Annotated in this window: 2 protein-coding genes; both read right to left on the reverse strand. The window is 59.9% G+C overall.

Annotated features, from left to right (window positions below; genetic code table 11):
• Positions 1-70 precede the first annotated feature (70 nt).
• Entirely contained in the window at positions 71-10,390 is a 10,320-nt protein-coding gene (locus D7M11_RS15275) for an S-layer homology domain-containing protein (RefSeq protein ID WP_120748107.1), read from the reverse strand.
• A 100-nt stretch (positions 10,391-10,490) separates the two neighbouring features.
• Complete coding sequence (locus tag D7M11_RS15280) at positions 10,491-18,074, reverse strand: S-layer homology domain-containing protein (protein WP_120748108.1); 7,584 nt, start codon at positions 18,072-18,074, stop codon at positions 10,491-10,493.
• Between the last annotated feature and the right edge of the window lie 5 nt (positions 18,075-18,079).

Raw genomic sequence — 18,079 nt, forward strand, 5'->3', positions numbered from 1 at the left:
AAACAAACGGAAAAGGATCTCCCCGCTGCAAATCGCAGAAGGAGATCCTTTCGTTTCACTTGAAACTTGATCAGTCGATAAGTCCCGACCGGTGCAGCAATCTTTGCACGATGGTCGCCACTTCGGCGCGAGTCATCGGGTCGGCCGGGGCGAATGTATTTTCGCCTTTTCCCGACACGAGTCCCGCCTTGACGCCTTCGGCAATTCCGTCCCTAGCGTAGCCCGCAATTCGCTCCGCATCTGTGAAGCTTGCAAGCAGCCGCTGGGTTTCCTCGTCCGTTACATGCATCCGGAGTCCGGTTAAGTCCATCGCCCTGCCGATAATCGTAATTGCCTGCTCCCGGCTGATCGTACGCTGCGGACCGAAGCTGCCGTCTTCATGTCCCGAGATCAGGCCGTACTCGTAAGCCGTTTGGATATATGGGGTATACCAGGCGGCGACGTCCACATCCGAGAAACGGCCCCCGGCCTCACGCTCCCGGCCCGGCAAGCCCAGCGCCTTGACTGCGATCGCTGCGAATTCCGCCCGCGTCATGCTGCGGTCCGGCTCGAAAACGCCTTCGCCCGTGCCGCTGATCATCCCGCGGGAGCCGAGATCGCGTATAGCTTCCAGAGCCCAATGCCGATCCGTGTCGGCAAACGTCGCAGCGGAAGCGTTCACGACCGCAAAGATACCGCTTCCGGCCATGCTGCGGATGACTACAGCCTTTTTCCCGCCGATCGCACTCATCCGGGCAGGAACCGGGCTGATGCTCCCGTCCGCCGCAATCGCAAGGCCCGCTACTTTGCCGGACTCAGTTGCACTGTCCGGAAGCAGTATCGTCCTTTCCACATAGGTGCCGAACCGCTCCAGCTCCCCGTTACGGTCGCCCGCCGAATACAACGTGCGGAACGACACCGGAGGGATGACGAACGTGTATCCGCCCTTCGCCGCCGTTTGCTTGATCTGTTCGGTCTTGGCCCCGTCGGGCAGCCCGATCTCGAGCCGTATCTTTACTTTGCCCGCACCCGCCAGCTCACTCAAGCTTTGCAGCTCGGCGTTCTCGGCTAGCTGCGCAGCAGGAACGAGGTAGGACGCGCCGCCGGCTTCCATCCGGAGAGCCGCCTTCCGGCTCGCCATCTCCCGGATCAGCGTGTCGTTCAACTCGACCGTCCATACGTCCGCCTTCTTCTCGAAGACGATGGCGATCTCCGCCCCCTCGCCCTTCTCCTGGGCGAGCAACGGCTTCAGCAATTCCTCTTGCATAGTAATAACGGTATGGACTTGTCCGTTAATCGTTTCGGACGTTTCCGTACCGGCCTTGGCCGCCTTGCCGTTCACCAGAACAGTCGCTTTGGAATCGGCCGGCATAAAGCCTCCGCCGCCCCCTCCAAAGCCGCCGCCGGCGGTTGCAGGTTTCTCCTTCGTATACAGCGCCTGAACGGGCTCGCTGTCGTTTTTGCCTTCAGCGGCAACTATCGCTTGGACGGCTGCGGTTTGGGTCAATACGATAGGTCCGGCATACTGCTGGGACAACTCCGTAGGACGGCTGCCGTCCAGCGTATAGTAGATTGTTCCGTTTGGCTCGTTCGTGGACAAGCGGATGCTAACTGTCTCCTTGAAAGTTCCGGTCGACAGCCCTTCCGGCTTCTGCGCCGTGTCGACGTAGAGGATCGCTTGCTTGTTCACGGCGATTGTTTTGCTTTCCTTGCCTAAGGAAGCCGTCAATTGCACAGTCCCGTCATGGCTTGCCGTCTTCCATACGATGGACGGATCGTCCGTCAACGTATAGCCGGACTTCACCCGGTACGCCGTATCCTGTTCGTGCAGGACGACCGCCGCCGCCGCAAGCTTCGCTGCTTCCACGCCGCCAAATGCGGCGAGATGCGGATAAAACCCTGCGGAGGCTTTCCAGATCGCTCCGTCCAAGCCTTCGTACAGCTTGCTTTGGATAAGAGCGCCCGTTTTCACAGTCTCGGCCTTCCCTGCCACCGATCGGACAAAACGGCCGCTGCCGTCGTTATAAGCGATGTTTTCCGCCAGCATCTGACTGTCCCCGATCGTATTCTTCAAGACGGCCGCCTCCGCAGCCTGACCGGCTACCGCCCCATAGAACGTTCTTCCATACACCTTTAATCCGTTAATCGTGCCTTCCACTTGTCCATAGCTCAGGGCGTTGTCGATATGCCCCGCCGCCGCATAACCGGCTATCCCGCCGGCCCGCGTCAGGCTTTGTCCCATAATGCGGATATTCCCGGCGTTCAGCACGCCGTACAGTGTGCCTTCATTCTCTCCCGTTACACCGCCCGCGCTGACGCTGTCCGCCTCCGCACGAAGCTCAGCGGTCGAAAAGCTTCTTTCGATAACGGCGGACGGACTGTTCGTGCCGGATAAACCGCCGATCTTCAAAGCGCCCTCGTTCTTGGACTCGACTGTGCCCGAAGCATAGGACGTCTGAATCCGGCCTACATTGTCGCCGGCTACGCCTCCTACGGCATAACCGCCGCCGGATACGCGTCCCTTGAAACGGGAATCCTCAACGCTGCCTTCGTTCCTGCCGGCTATTCCACCCGCAACGCCTTCCCGAATCGACAGTTCCCCTTCGACGGAAGCGCGGGCTATTGCCGCCGTCGTTTTGCCGACTATACCGCCGACAAAACCGGAGCCCTTAATGGCTACGCCGCTTAGCTGCACATTTTCGATAAGATGGCCCGTTTCCGGCACGATGCCCGCCGCCGTACCTGCCACAGCCTCGACAGCCACGCCCTCAGCCCGGATGTCACGGACAGGACCCGATACGCTGCCCGCAATACCGCCGAGCGAGCTTCCGCCCTTCACCGCGAGCTTGCCCGCGATTACGTTCGAGACAGCCGCCGCTTCGCCGGTAATGCCCCCGGCAACCTTTGCAGCGGTAACGGAAATGTCGTCCGCCTTGATATTCGCCAGTTCCTTCGCCGAACCGGCAGCGCCTCCGGCAAAACTTCCCGTCGCCGTAATTCGGGTGCTTCCCTTCAAAATGATGTCCTGGATCACCGCCGTCGTCTTGCCGGCTATTCCGCCGACATAAGCAGAACCTTTAACGTCCGCGCCGCTCAGCTCCACATCCTTGATCATAAAGCCAGTTTCGGCCACGATACCTGCCGCCGTTCCGTCTGCAGCCTCAACCGTTACATCCGCGGCGCGGATGCCGCTTACCGGCCCCGTCACGCTGCCTGCTACGCCGCCGAGAGAGCCTTCGCCCTTCACCGTCAGCTTGCCCGCGGTCACGTTCGAGACGGCTGCCGCTTCGCCGGTTATGCCGCCGGCAGCGGTTGCAGCGACAACGGAAACGTCATCCGCCTTGATATTCGCCAGCTCCTTAGCCGACCCGGCTACACCGCCGGCAAAGCTTCCCGTCGCCGTAATCCGGGTACCTCCGTTCAAAGTGATGTCCCGGATCGCCGCCGTCGTTATGCCGGCAATGCCGCCGACATATTGGCGGCCGGTTACATCCAGCTGGCCTGCCTTAACGGCGCCGATTGCTCCAGTGCTTGTCCCGGCAACGCCGCCTATGTAATCGCCGCTTCCCGTCACCTTTCCGCTTACCGTGACGCCGGTGATGACGCCGTCCGCCCCGTTCGTTCCCGCGACGATCCCAACGTTTGATCCAGCGCCGATGCGAGCGTCGGCGAACACCGTATTTTGAATCGTGCCCCGATTCGTCCTCACGAAGCCATAGTTATCGAAGCTCTTGCCGGCATAGCGGAGACCGGCCACCTTCTTCCCTCCGCCGTCCCATACGATCGCAAACTCCTCGAACGGAATCCACAGGGCGCCTGACAACTCCATGTCTCGTCCCAGCGTCAGCTTCGCAAACGCCGGCTTTACCACCACATTTTTATGGAACTGGCGATAGAAACTTAGATCGGTGTCATTCTGCAGCGCTACCGCAGCGGCAAGCTGCCGCTCGCTGGAGATGACGAGGTCGCCGGCAGACGCGCCTTCCATCAGGAAGGACAAGTCCGGAGCAAACGTCCAGCCCGAAACGTTCCGCAGAACAGGCTTGCCGCCGCCGCTCCCTTCCAAGTAAGCCCAAACCGGGCTGCCGGAATCGAAATCCCAGCCGGTCAGCTGGTCCGCAGCGGTGAGATCGGCCCGGGCGAGGCCTTGTGCGGCCGTACCGTGCCCGATCCCGGTATCTCCTTCGTAGTAGGAGCCGCTGACGCTGCCGTCCCGGAAATTATAGCCGATAAACGAGCCGACATAGGAGTTGGAGCCGTTTGCCAGCGAGACGGTGCGTCCTACCGCTGCGTAGGTCTCCGTCAGGCTGCCGTTGTTATACCCGGCAAATCCTCCCGCATACGCCCGCGTCGCCCCATGTGCGCCGATCGCCTCCACGCTGCTTTGGGCCGCATAAGCCTTCGCAATGACGGCGCCTTGGTCGATCATGCCCGCGAAGCCTCCGCTTCTCGCGTCAAACGCGGTATTGGAAACCGGCGCCGACGAATAAGCTTCGGAGATCGTATGCCGATCGATGTCCCCGGCAAAGCCGCCTGCGTACGAGCCCGCCTTCCCGCTTACGGTGACGGAGCCCTTCGCATAAGCCCGCTCCACCGAGCCGCTGCCGGACGTTCCGGCTTCCAGCAGTCCGGCGAAACCTCCCGTGTACAGCGTCGCGTAAGGATTATCGCTCGTAACGTTTACGATCGAATCGGAAGAAGTATTCCGGATGGCCGTATCCGCCGATCTGCCTACGGCGCCTCCCGCATGAGCAGCCGGCGTGACTCCGCTATTGGCTGCCACGCTGCCGATCCGGACGCTGCCGCCTGCACTCGCCTGCGAATAAACGATCCTTCCGCCGGTCGAGAGACCCGCGATTCCTCCGGCATTATACATGCTGGAGGAGGAAGCCGTAATGACGGATGCCGATTCGCCGCCGACGATTTCTCCCGTATTCCAGCCGGCAATCCCTCCGAGATTGGCCGTTTTTACGCCTGTTGCTTCCACTCCCGCAGAAGCGCTAACGCTGTACAGAGAAGCGGATTTGTTCGCCCCCACGGCGCCCCCGGCCGATATATCCGCGACATTGCCCGTTCCGGCGATCCGGATGGAGCCGCCTTCCGTCTTGGACAGCGAGATCCCCCTGTATAGAGGAAGCGCGCTGCCGAAATCGAAAGCCGTATCCGCCGTCGACTCGACAGTCCCCGCTATGCCTCCCGCATAGCTTGTGCCCGATGACACGGACAAGACGATGTCCGGCACCGAAACCGCCTTGTAAATAACCGAATCCAGGCTGCTGCCCACGATACCCCCTACGTTCACGCCATCGGCGCTAAGCAGGAGAGAGCCTTTGAACACGCCGCCACGTATTGCCGCTTTCTCAAGTTTGCCGACGATGCCCCCCGCGTGGCTGCCTGCGCCGGCGGAAATGACCGCTTGCTCGACGGCCATATCGGCGATATCCCATGAAGCGGCTTCCTTGCCCGTTTTCGTGCCGATAATGCCTCCCACGAAGCCGTTACCGGTAATGTTTACCGTATTTGCGCCCGCTTCGTTAAGGGCGGCAAGGCGAATACCGCTCAGCAAATGGTTCGCGCCAGAGCTGCCGATGGCTCCTCCCGTACTGCTGCCGGTTCCTGTACCTTTAACCGTTCCACCGTTCAAAGTGATGGTCGCATTGGTAAGACTGCCTGAGGAAGCGTAACCGACCGCGCCGCCTACGGCTGCACCGTTAGCAGCGGAGCGAATTTCACCCGCCGCCCCCACGGTTACGGACGATTGCCGCACGTCTCCCGCGCTTTCTCCGGCAATGCCGCCCGTATGCATGCCGCCGGCCACATAACCGCCGGCCGGGACGTTGATTTCCGCATTCGCGATTTGGCCCTTGTTCCACGCGACCAGCGCGCCTACGCGGCCTCCTCCGGTTACCGAAACCGGCTCCAGCTTGACAAAACTGAGTACCGCTTTGCTGCCCGTAACGCCGAACAAACCGGCATAATCGGGTTTATCGGCTCTCAGACCGCTGATCAGATAGCTTTTGCCGTTAAAGCTTCCCTCGAAGGCATTAAGCTCACTGTTTCCGATCGGTGTCCACTGCGCGGACTGAATCCGGATCGGGGCGGTAAGCTCCACAACTCTTCCGGCAAAATCGAATCTCGGAAGCCCCGTCACGCTGCCGTTTACGATGGCGGCAAGTCCCGCCAGCTCCGCTTCCGTGCCGATATAAAACTTCGGCTCGTCCTTATGCTGCGTGTACCAGCTAATATTTACGTTCACCTCGGGCTGGGACGGTCCTCCGCCGCTGCCCGACTCCAGGACGAGCTCGGGATACGGGTACTCCGCAAGCAGCGAACCATACGTCCAACGTTTGCTCGGGCTGCTGAAATCCCAGCCGGACAAGACTTTGAAAGCTTCCCGGTCGGCCAAACTGCCGGACAAAATCGGGGATAACCGGTGGTACAGCTTCAGCTCGTAATAGCTGCCTGCGGCAAAGTCCAGCAAGCCGCTGTTCAGCCCCAGCGCTTCATCCTTCAAATAATAGTTGTTTTCCAGCAGCTCTTTGTTCGCCGTATCGTACCGGCCGGCAAACGCTCCCGCATATGCGCCGCCGCTTCCGGTGATTTGCCCGGCCGAGTAGCTATCCTTGACGGATCCGCCGGTTATTCTTCCGAAGAAACCGCCCGCGAACGAATTCGCGCCGCTTGCTGCCACCGGCTTCGCCGCGTAGCTGCTATCTACGCTGCCGCCAACATGCCAGCCGATCAGACCGCCTGCGTTCGCATAGGCTCCATTGACGGCAACGGCGGAGGACGTGTAGGAACGATCGACGGTACCGCTGTTTTTGCCGATCAATCCGCCAACATATCCATATCCGTTCTCGGTACCGCTAATGTCGGCCGATATATCCTTATGCATATAGGAGGCGGCGACGAGCCCGGTATTCTCGCCGACCAGACCGCCTGCGGCAGTTTGGCTGCCCGCCAGAGATAACCCCGCGTTCGAAAATGAATAGTATACCGTCTTCGTATTCAGGCCGACCAGGCCGCCTACCGTATTCTGGCTGCCCCAGGAAGCGACCCGGAAGCCGTCGGAAATACTCGTGCTCGCGATCAAGGAACGATTCTCCCCGACCAGACCGCCCACCTTGGACTCCGATGAATGAACGGTCAGGCTGCCCAGACTCCGGTTAAGGACAAGCGGGCTTGCCGTCGCTTTCGGATCGCCGTCATCTATGGCCCCGTCCCTTGTGTCGTTCAGTCCGATAAGACCGCCGAGCACGGAATGGGCGGATGTTGCGTTCGCGGTGATGTGAATGTCCGACATATAGTTGTCGGCAAAAACTGCGGTTGCGGAGCCTTTGTGGTAACCGGCCAGACCGCCCGCCGTGGACCTTGGAGCATTGTCGGTCATTTTCACGTTTGCGGCGACCAAGCTGCGGATCGGCGTCGTTTCATTCCGGCCGACGATCCCTCCCGCCGTCGCTCCGTCCGCAGCCTCAAGAACATGGATTAGCACGTTCTCCAGATTGCTGGCCTGGCCATTTCCTGTGATGGAGGCGCCTGTCGCCTTCCCCGCTATCCCCCCGACAACGGAATTGCCGCCGCCGAGCACCAGAATCGCGTAATCCCCGTCATAAGCGGCTACGGCAGGGTTCACGATCTCCTGTTCCGTATACCCGGCGATGCCGCCCGCTATGGAATCGGCGCCGCTGGCGGTAATCTGCGGCTTATGGACGGCGCTGTTCCGAATATGCCCGGCTCCCGTCGCTTCCCCGGCGATACCGCCCGCCGCGGAGCCGGTGCCGGTCGCGGTGATCACAGGGCTATCGCTGACGACGGACTCCACGCCGGAGGCAACGCTCTTGCCAACGATGCCGCCCGCAATATTGCTGGCTCCGGTAGCGGTAATAACCGCATTCGCCACCGCCGCGTCGATACCGTTCCCGGTGAGAGTCGCGTTTTCCAGCACTCCGACGACGCCTCCGGCGACGGACGACTGCCCTCCGACGGCAAGTTTCACATTCGCGCCGCTCTCGCCGATTACTTTCGGCAAGCTGATGCCGCCGCTGCTGCGGCCGGCCAGAAGCCCCGCGACGCTGCCTTCGCCTTGGGCCGACACATCGGGGCTCACAATCGTCAGGCCGTCAAGCGCCCCGGCACTCCACCCTACGATCCCGCCCGCTTCCGCTCGCGCTCCGGTGGAGACGATCTTGATATGGCGAATGTCCGGTACATTCGCAGCCGCAATAGGAGCGCTGTTCCGGCCGAAGACGCCGCCTACGACGGAGTCGTCGCCGCTCGATTGCAGCGTCAGCTCGCCCGCTTCCGTCAGAGGCATCGTGATAAATACATCGCTCGAGCGGTTATCTCCAACCGCGCCGCCGAGACTCGTCTTGTCCCCGGTCGAGACTACGCTCACATGCTTCACCACGATCGGCGAAGACCCGCTGCCGATGACCGTGCCCGAGACCGTCTCGCCCGCTATGCCTCCGGCTTTCCCGGCAAGCCCGTCCTGTCCATGGGCGCGAACGCTTATATACTCGGGGACGGACGACTGGATGCTCCCGGCCGCGTAGCCGGCGATGCCTCCCGCATCTCCCGTCGACTCGATCGTCGCATAGGCTGCAGCCGTATTCCCCGCTTTCGCGCCGGTAATCGTGCCAACGCCCATATAACCGACAATGCCGCCCGTATACGTATACTGCCCGCCCGTCACGTCCAGATTCCCGGTAAAGGAGGTGCCGTCTATGACCCCGCCTTGCCCGTACAATCCGACTAGACCGCCGGTAAAAATGCCCGAGGCCAAGTCCGTATTTTGCGCGGCTGCTCCGCTTACGTGAATCGTTTTCGCATACTGCTCGCCCGTAAGACCGGCCCCGGCCGCCGACAGCTTGCCGATGTACCCGCCGGTATACAGTGACTTGTCGCCCGTTACCGTAATATCGCCCGCACTCGAAACGTTAGCCGCCATCTTCGTGTACGCCTGCGCGGCAACGATCCCTCCCGTGTACAGCTCCGCCTTCCCGGTAACGGCAATAGCTCCGCTCGTGGCATAAGCGCCCGGCAGCGTGCTGCGGAAGGCGACCTGTCCGCCGGCCGCACCGAAGAAGCCGCCCGTATACACCTGGGATGCGCTGCCGGTAACCGTCACTTTTCCTTCGTTCTGAAGCCGGAAACCGGAAGCGGCGGTAATATCCCCATCCGCATATCCCGCCACGGAGCCGGTATACACGTTCGCCCCCGTAGCTGCCGCCCCGATATCCGCCGTATTCGTGAAGCTGCCGTTCAAACTGAGGTTCCCCTTGATTCGTCCCGCAAGTCCCCCGGTATAGACGCGGTCTTTACCCTGATTCTGGACGGAACCGGTATTCGTATAAGAAAAGCCTAAGGTCAAGTCCTTCTCGAACAAGCCGACCAGCGAGCCCGCATACGCCTCCGACGATTGGCCGGCGTTCACCTGCACGCTGCCCGCGTTGACCGTCTGGTCGGAGATGGACACCGCAGCCGCGGATGCCACCCGGCCCATGATGCCTCCGCTATAAGCGGCTGTTCCTTCGGCTTTTACGCCGCCGCTGTTGGAAATAACCGTATGGCTCTCGGCCATGAGCAGATTGGCGTTAACCTCGCCGACGATCCCGCCAGCTGACGCCGTTCCGGCTGCGGATGCGTTGACGGTTGCCGTATTCGACACCGACTTCAGCGCGAGGCTCCCGTCTATCCCCCCAGCTATGCCTCCGGCGCTCGTCTGATACGTAACGCCCGTCACGGTTACGTTAGCGCCGTTCGAGGCATTATAAATTTTCCCGCCGGCCAGTCCCGCTATGCCCCCCGCATAAGCCGCGTACGTGTTGCCGGTCACCGTCATATTCAAGCTTACATTCGAGGCTACATCGTACATATAGCTTTCGCGGCCGCCACTGCTCTTGACGAGCCCGGCCAAACCTCCCGCATACGCTTCCCCGGACGACGCTACGGTGATACTGCCGGACACGGTGAGTCCCCCCACCGTTGCATTTTCCATGCTGCCGATGAAGCCCGCATGGGTGTATGGGCCGGTCACGACGATCCCGGATATCGTGTAGGGCCCGCCGCTGCCTGCGATGAGCGTGCCCCGGAACGGCCGGTCCTTCGTGCCGATCGGAACCCAGCCATGACCGGCCATACTCAGAGGCCCGCTAACCTCCAAAATTTTCCCCTGGAAATCCGTCGTTCCCTGATTCACCAGCTTGGCGATTCCGGCCAGCTTCTTCGGAGAATCGATCGTAAACGTAGTATAGTTCGTATAGTTCAAATACCAGTCTTCTTCAAAGTTACCCGTATCCGTCCAATTGCCCGCATCCGCCCGCACATGCAGCGCGCCCCATATGAGCAGCAGCGGCAGTATGATCAGCAGAACCAGGCTAAAGCTTTTTCTCGAAAAAGCTTTACTCATGAAATGTCCTCCCTTGCTTCTCCATTCTCCATTCTCCATCCTCCATTCCATAACCAGCCCGAAACCGGATCGGCTTCGGGCTGGATGATGGAACCTCGCTTTATTTCGGTGTCAAAAGCTTCTCCAGCCGGATCGCAATGGCCGCCGCCTGCGCTCTAGTGAGCTCGCCTTCGGCATCCAGTCCTGCGTTCGTTCCTTCGATGACCCCGTACTTGACGCTGAGCGCCGCATCCGCGACACCCCATTCCGGCAACGCCGCACGATCGGCAAACGAAGCCAGCGTATTCTCGGCCTCTTCGCTGCCAAGAGCGGCTCCGATGCCCGCATAGTTCAACAATCTTCCGGCCATTACCATAGCCTGAAGCCGGGTAAGCCGCAAATCCGGTCGGAACGTGCCGTCTTCGAAGCCTTGAACCATTCCTTTCGCGGAAGCGATAGCCGCACTCCGCCAGAACCAGTCGTCACTCGCTACATCGCTGAACGGCGCCGAACCGGTCTTATTCATCAGCCCTGCCGCGCGGAGCAGCACGGTAGCAAATTCCGCTCGCGTCACTTGGCTGTCCGGATCGAACTTGCCCTCTTCACGGCCGACCATAAGGAGCTTGGCCGCCGCTTCATCGATGCCGTTTTTGCCCCAGAAGCTGTCCGCCACATCGGAGAATGCAGACTGGCTGCCGCCGATAAAGGCAAGCTTGCCGCTTCCGGCCAGATTCGCTTCCACATAAGCCTGGTCCCCGGATACGACGAGCTTCCACGGGACCGTCGTCCAGCTGCCGTCGTCATCCTGCAGGATGACGGCTGTAAGCTCCTCTGCCGTCACACCGTCCACCGGGATGCGGACTGCCGCATAGCGGTCTTCCTTCATCGGCAGCTCGAACGTCAGCCCGTCTCCCAGCATCCGGGCGCCGAGCTCGTCCGCTACGGTCCGAAGACCCTGTACGTCCAACTCGCCGTTTTTCGCGATTCTCACTCGCGAGCCGTCGGTTCCTTGCAGCAGCGAGCCTGCGCTAAGCATGACGGAGGCGAGCGTCGTATCGATGCGGATGGCCTGATCGCCGCGCACATGCTGGTCCAGATTAACAATGAACGTATGAGCGGACTTATCGTTCAAGACTACGTGCAGTTCTCCGCTCAATCCTTTGCCCGATACGGGGAGCGTGAGCACACCGTCTCGCAGCTGTCCGGCAACCGCTTTGCCGTTTATGCTTGCGGATGCCTCGGCGTTCATTCCCCCCATGCCGCCTCCCCCGCCTACGGCGAGAGGTTTCCATACTTGAGCGGCGATCCTCGGACTTGCACCGAGTGCCCGCTTGTCTTCGGAGCTTCGTTTGGCGATAACGACGTAGTTCCCGTCCGAAGCCGGAATGATCCGGTCGGCCGGCAGCGCCGCCCACAGCGACAAATCGTCGTTCAGCTTCGGCGCGGCTGCCCCGACGCTGTACACGAGCTCGGCTTCATCCATAGCTCCCGCGCCCGCCACGCTGATCTTTGTTTTGCCGCCCGTATTGTCGATTTTGCTCGAGGTCGCCGATATAACCTCCAGCTTGTTCGGTACCTTGACGACGGTCATGGAGCTTAACGACACGTCCTCGGTTACTTGGTAGCTGGCGCTTACGATGCTGGAGCCGGACCGGATCGCTTGCAGCGTTCCGTCTTCCGCCACCTGAACGGCCGATCCCATATAGCTCGCGAAGCTCAGCCTTGCCAAATCTTCGCCCGCGACAGGAACCTCCAGGTAGCTGATTTTGCCGGCAGCATCTTTTCCATTCGCATATTTCAGATAAGCTTCTACCCGTTTCTGTTCCCCGACGCCCATATCGGGCAATGTTCTCAAAATGAGCGCGACCGGCGCCTTGAAGCCGTCATTCGTCACATCGACATCCGCTTCGTTGCGATTTCCCGCTCCGTCCACGGCCACGAAGTGCAGCTTCATTCTGGCCTCGCTGCCGGATACCGGCACAGTCCCGGAGAAAGCGCCGTTCGCCTGCACCTCGACGCGGGTGCCGTTCACCGTAAGCCCGGCGTCGCTAGAGGTCATCCCGGATACGGTAACCGCGCCCCTCGAGGTGCGGTCCCCCGTTTTCGGCGAAGCGATGTACAGAACCGGAGCGGTCGTATCTACGGTCAAATACAGCATCGTGATCGAGTAATCGCCCGTATGCTTGTTTCTTGCCTTCAGCTCGATGCCGTACGTCCCGTCGGTTGGGAAGCTGTTCAGGTTAAGCGTGCCCGAGCTCCCGCCTCCCTGATTGGCAAGCTGGACGGACGCGATCGTTTTATCCGAGTAGATGGCTTCCACTTCGACATCCGTCTGATCGGATACGAGCGCGATCGACTGCGTCGTACTAGGCGTCAGCAGCTTGATCGACTTGCCCGAAGCGTCCGTCACGCCGGCCTGCGAGATCAGCTTCGGCTTCTGCGGCGCCGGCAGCAGCGTCCGGACGGAATCCGCCCTGACCGCCGAATGCCAGTTCTCGCGAGGGTCCACGTTCTTCGGAGGCTGGACCGTCGCCGTGACGCCGACCACGTATTCGTTGCCGACTTCAAGCCCCGTATACTTGAGACCTTCCGCGGAGCTTCCCGCAAGCGTCGAATGGTCCACCTGCTTCGAGGTCGAGAACGCGGACCATCCTCCGAGCCGGATATGCTCGTACTCGCCCGAAGACGGGTTCCAATAGTCCCGAAGCCCCTCCTCGTCGAGCGTAATCGTGCCGAAAGGAGAATAAGCCGAAAGCTTGCCTCCCGCTCCTTCCCGGAACGCGTCGATACGATAGCTGCGGGGATAACCCGCCTGCCCCGGCTTTTCCGCGCCGGGTTTAAACGAAAGCTCGAAATACCCGTTGCCCGCCGGCGTAAGCTTCATTTGGCTGACCGGATCCGGCGCCAGCGGATCGGCGATCCGGAATTTCTCAGCCGACGTTCGCGTCGAGAAGCTTGCAACGGAGTGCAGCTCCGCTCGCAAGTAGTAATCTCCCTGCTCGAGCAGTCCCCGTATATCTTCGATTCCGCCAAGCAGCGGCACCCTGCTCACATCGATGGTCGTGCTGCCTCTTCCGGCGCCGCCGACTTGCAAATCTTTGGCAATCAGAATACCCGGGTCTCCGACAGCAGGCACTTCGACGCTTTTGCCGCCGCCCCCCTTGGCTGTTTCCGATGCACCGGTGACGGCATCCTTGGTCAAATAAAGACTGATCGTATCTCCGCTGCCTGCGTTGCTCGCCTTCCAGGAAGCCTGGAACAGCTTGGAATCGCTGCTGTCCGGAGTCAGCTTGACCTCATCCAGCTTCGGAGGAAGCGGGATGTTCAGCAGCTTCGATTGCACGGACTGGTCGGCGTACAGCGTCCAGCTTCCGCCCTGGATGACTTCCTTCGGAATCGCCACATACGCTTTTCTCCGGTCGATCGTGCCTTGCGACGGATCGCCCTTGATCAGCTGCGTATAAGCCGGCAAATGCCCTTTCTCCGCTACGGTTCCCTGCGTCACGGCAGCGCCCGCCTCGTAGAAGACGATCGGATACTGGGTACCGCGGGCGTTATCCTGCATAATCAGCGCGGGAGGCTGGTTCGCGTAATATTCCACCTCAAGCAGGCCGTTCCCGGTTACGCTGCCCATCGGAAGCACGTGGCGCTTGCCGTCGTTCGATACCGTAATACCGCCGATGCCAACGTCCATCGAGCCGTTATCCAGCAGCGTGACGCCGTTTCCTGCGCTCCGGTACTGAATCTCGTGCAGCCCGGCTTCGGCCGCCGTCCACGAAGTCGCCACCGGCTCTATGCCCTCTCCAACGACGACCAGTTTCGGCCTGCTCTCGCCGTTTTGCAATTGCATGTAGGCAAGCCCTTCCGGCAGCCCTTCTCCCGAGGTGCCGAATTCCAGATCGCCGCTCCAGTAATAGGTGATGCCGACCTCGATCACGAGGAAACCGATGCCGATTCCGACGCCGCCCCATATTTTGTCGTTGTTCAGTCCCATGAACACACTGCCGATCGGAATGCCCCCGATGATCGGGATGTCGGAAGGGATCTGCACCTTCGCTCCGACAAAGCCTTCGAAGTCGATCCGGTTTTTCTCCAAATTTTGACCAACGAAAATTCTCGCATTGCCGATGATCACATCCCAGCCGAATACGTCCAGCTCGGCCTCGGCTCTGACGAACCAGGGCGTGAACCACTGCGCTTCGATCAGCGCCATCGTCAGCATCTCGACCCGCTCCGACGTCGGGCTCGGCGAATAATCCAGCTTGCCTTCGAGCCGGATGCCCGACATCTTCAGCAGCAAATCGATGGAGCCGTAGAAGGTGGCCGGCGGAATGCCGAACTTGATATCTACTCCGGCTCCCACGGTCAAAGGCACGGCGCCGTCGCCGCCGGCGATCGTGTCCGCCAGCTCGCGGATCGCCCCTCTCACGCCCGTCAAATACGTAGCTCCAGTAATGAGAATCCCCGGGTCCATATCCTCGGCGCCAAAAGCGATCACATCGGGCAACACCCGGCCGTCGGCCACCTGCTTGAAGCCGAGCTCGGCGCTTATGGTCGCGATATTTTTCAGCTCCGCCTGAAATTTCATCCCGTATTTGTTCGAAATGCCCGGCATCTTCTGCACATAGTGGGTTACGTTCACTTCCCCGGACACGTCCCCGGTAGTGCCTTCGCCCTTGATGACCTTGTCTTTCCCGTTAGCGTCTTTCTCTCCTGTTTTCTTGTTCTGGGACCCCAGCAGGCCCATATCCTTGTCCAGATTAAACTTCAGGGCCGCATCGACGCCGACAAAGCCTTTGTCGTTAAACAACACGTCCTTGATTTCCGGCTCCACCACCTTCAGGTTCAAGGTGCCGGCAAACGATACCCCGTCCTCGCGCAGCAGGAAGTCGCTGAGAGCCAGAGATAGTCCGCTAATCGAAAATCCCGGCGTGGCGTACATGCTGTATTTGTTAAAGTACACCTTGTCCAGCACCACTTGGCGCAGCGGATTCATCCGCTCCCTGGCCGCCCCGGCCGCCCATTTCAGCGCGCCGTTCAAGGTGCTGTCCTCGGGATTTTCCTTGGCCTTCTTCGCTTTCTCCTCGGCTATTTTTTGTCGAGCCGCTTCATCCTTCGCCGCCTGCTCCTCTTCGCTCAGCCTGAACGTTTTGTTGAAGCTGTTGAAGAAGTCCAGCGTCCACTCGCCGCGGTAAAACAGGAAGCCGCTGTTGTAGATTGTCAGATCGCCGTCGCCCTTGACGAACAACGTGCTCAGAAACGGCAGGCTTGTGCTCATGCCCAGCGCTTCAAGCTGACCTTTGACGAAAACGATGTCCTTGCCCTTGTAAGCAACGGTTTTGTTAATAATGGCCGGCTCCGTCTTCGTGTCGACCACATATTCCGCCTTGTCGCCGCTTCCGATCTGCTTGATCATGCCTCTGATCTCGACCAGCATCTCGTCGCCGCCGCTCTTGCTGCGTTTCAGTTCCTCTTCGCTCTGGAACGTTTCGATCCGGTAGGCGGACACATGCTCGAAGTCGAGCAGCCCCTTCTCGTCGAAGGTCGGATCAATTCCTTTGCTTGCCGCCACCAGCGCCGTTTTGAACGTCGCGAATTGCGTGACGTCCGCCGCAAGCTTGCCGACATCCGGCACCCGGTAGCCCGGATACGCCCGGTTCACCTCGGCCAGCTTGGCGGCCGGATTGACCAGATCCTTTACGGCGTTAACCCTTAAGTCCAACGTCGTTTTCGTAACGGTCAAAATTTTTGCTTCGCGAATTCGCGCCTTTTCGTTATCGGTGACTAGAAACGTCTGCGGCGTCACGACGCTATACATCGCCGACATTTCCTCGTCGTTTCCGCCTTTATAACGGATCTCCGCCCGATATTGTCCGAGCGGCAGCTCCGGACCGAGGCCGGCCGTTTGCACCTTCCCGTATTCGTCCACTAGATCGCCGCCGCGGTACGTAATCCGCATATCTCCCGTAAGTCCTTCGTCCGTCGGCTGGATGAGCACCGAATCCTTGACCGGCACCTTGTACCGTTTGCCGGTGATCGTTTCCTTAAAGAACAGATCGAAGTTCGGAGCCACCTGCTCGCTCCCTACGTTATACGCTTCGATATTCGACATATTCAGGGTGATATATTTCTCGTCCTTGCTGTAAGCCTCTTCCGGCGACATCGCATACACGTAAGTGGGGCTCGCCGTTCCAACCGGGGGAAGGAAAATGAAGCCGCCCTTCGAGGACGTATACTCCGCTTTAATGCCTTCGTCCTGAACCGATTCTACCTTCCGGCTTGTTTCCGGGCTTTTGGCCGTCAGCAAATATTCCTTTACCGACGGCCAGGCTCTGCCCTTCGCCTTCACCTTAAACGATACGGTAATCGTATCGCCCGGCTTGTACTTCGGCTGGATGCCATTGTTCGCCTCTTCCGGCGTCGCCTCCTTGCGGAACGTGAGACCGGCTGACCTGTATGGGGTCGTTAGGGCGTTGCCGCTGGCATCCCTGACGATCTGGCCTTTCTCGTCTAGCTGCAAAAAGTCCAGACCGCCCTCAAGCGTAAGCTCCAGATCGACGTACGAATGCTCCATCTGGAACGACTGAATATTTTCCACTTCGGCTATAATGTTGAAAATGCCTTCGTCCTTATAGGCGCTTCCGTCGTCCAGCGTGGCTAACTGCTCCACGGTATCCATGTAGCGGATCGAGAACACCTTGTCTGGCTGGATCATTTCGCCGAGACCGTATACGGTCTCGAAGCTTTTCATCGCTCCTGTGGGGATGCGGTCGGGATTCCAGTAGAAGGCGACCGCGGAATCGGCGGTGCCGTAGTCGTTCGTATCCCTCGTAAAGTCCAGATTCGGATCTACGGTGTAATCCCATTTCGTATTCGCCAGTCTGTTCCAATGGCCGACGATCATTTCGTCCACGATGTTGATGTTACCCTCGGAAAAGTTGTTAAGCCCGTAAGCGATAACGTTCGTGGCGAGCGGGTTCGTCAGATCGAGCCGGTCCCGCATGACCCAGTAAGGAGGCAGCTTGTACAGCGGCCTCTCTCTTTCTGCGATGCCGGGGTCGTCCTCGGGATTATGCACCAGCTTCCTCTCGACCATAAGGGGCGTTTTGTACGATGTGCCGATCTGGAAGGCCGGACCATCGTTGCCGGCCACCATCGTATCGAGCAGCACCCTGCTGCCGACCTCTACATCGGCTCCGGTCGTATTCGCGACCTCGTAGCGCACATTGACGTTGCCGGCATTTTGTTTGTCCGCCGAGTCCGTGTACAGCTTCAAAATCTGCTTGATCGCGATGCCCTTGATCGACCATACCGTTTCGATCTGCCGCGTTCCGTCTGTGTTGTTCACTATCCGGGGCAGGGTCACCTCGGAGAAGAAGTCTGCGGCAAATTTATACGGATTGCCGAAAATGTAATCCGTTCCGTCGATCCGGAAGGTGGTGAACGACGTCTGCGGATCGTCTCCGCCGAACAACATGTTCACGTTCTGGTCTTTCTTGCGGATCGGCTGCCCCTCCACCGTACGGATACCGAAACGCCCCGTGGCATTGTTGACGGTCACCTTGATGAAATCGTTCGAGATAACCGTCACGCCTGAATGTTGAACCTGATCGGCCAGTGCGGACACGGGTGCGATACCGACGAATAACGTTAGGAGCAGCATATATACCACGCATGCCGCGAGCCTTGATTTCAAGCTTTTCATACCGC

The organism is Paenibacillus ginsengarvi (genome assembly GCF_003626695.1).
GTDB lineage: Bacteria > Bacillota > Bacilli > Paenibacillales > NBRC-103111 > Paenibacillus_AB > Paenibacillus_AB ginsengarvi.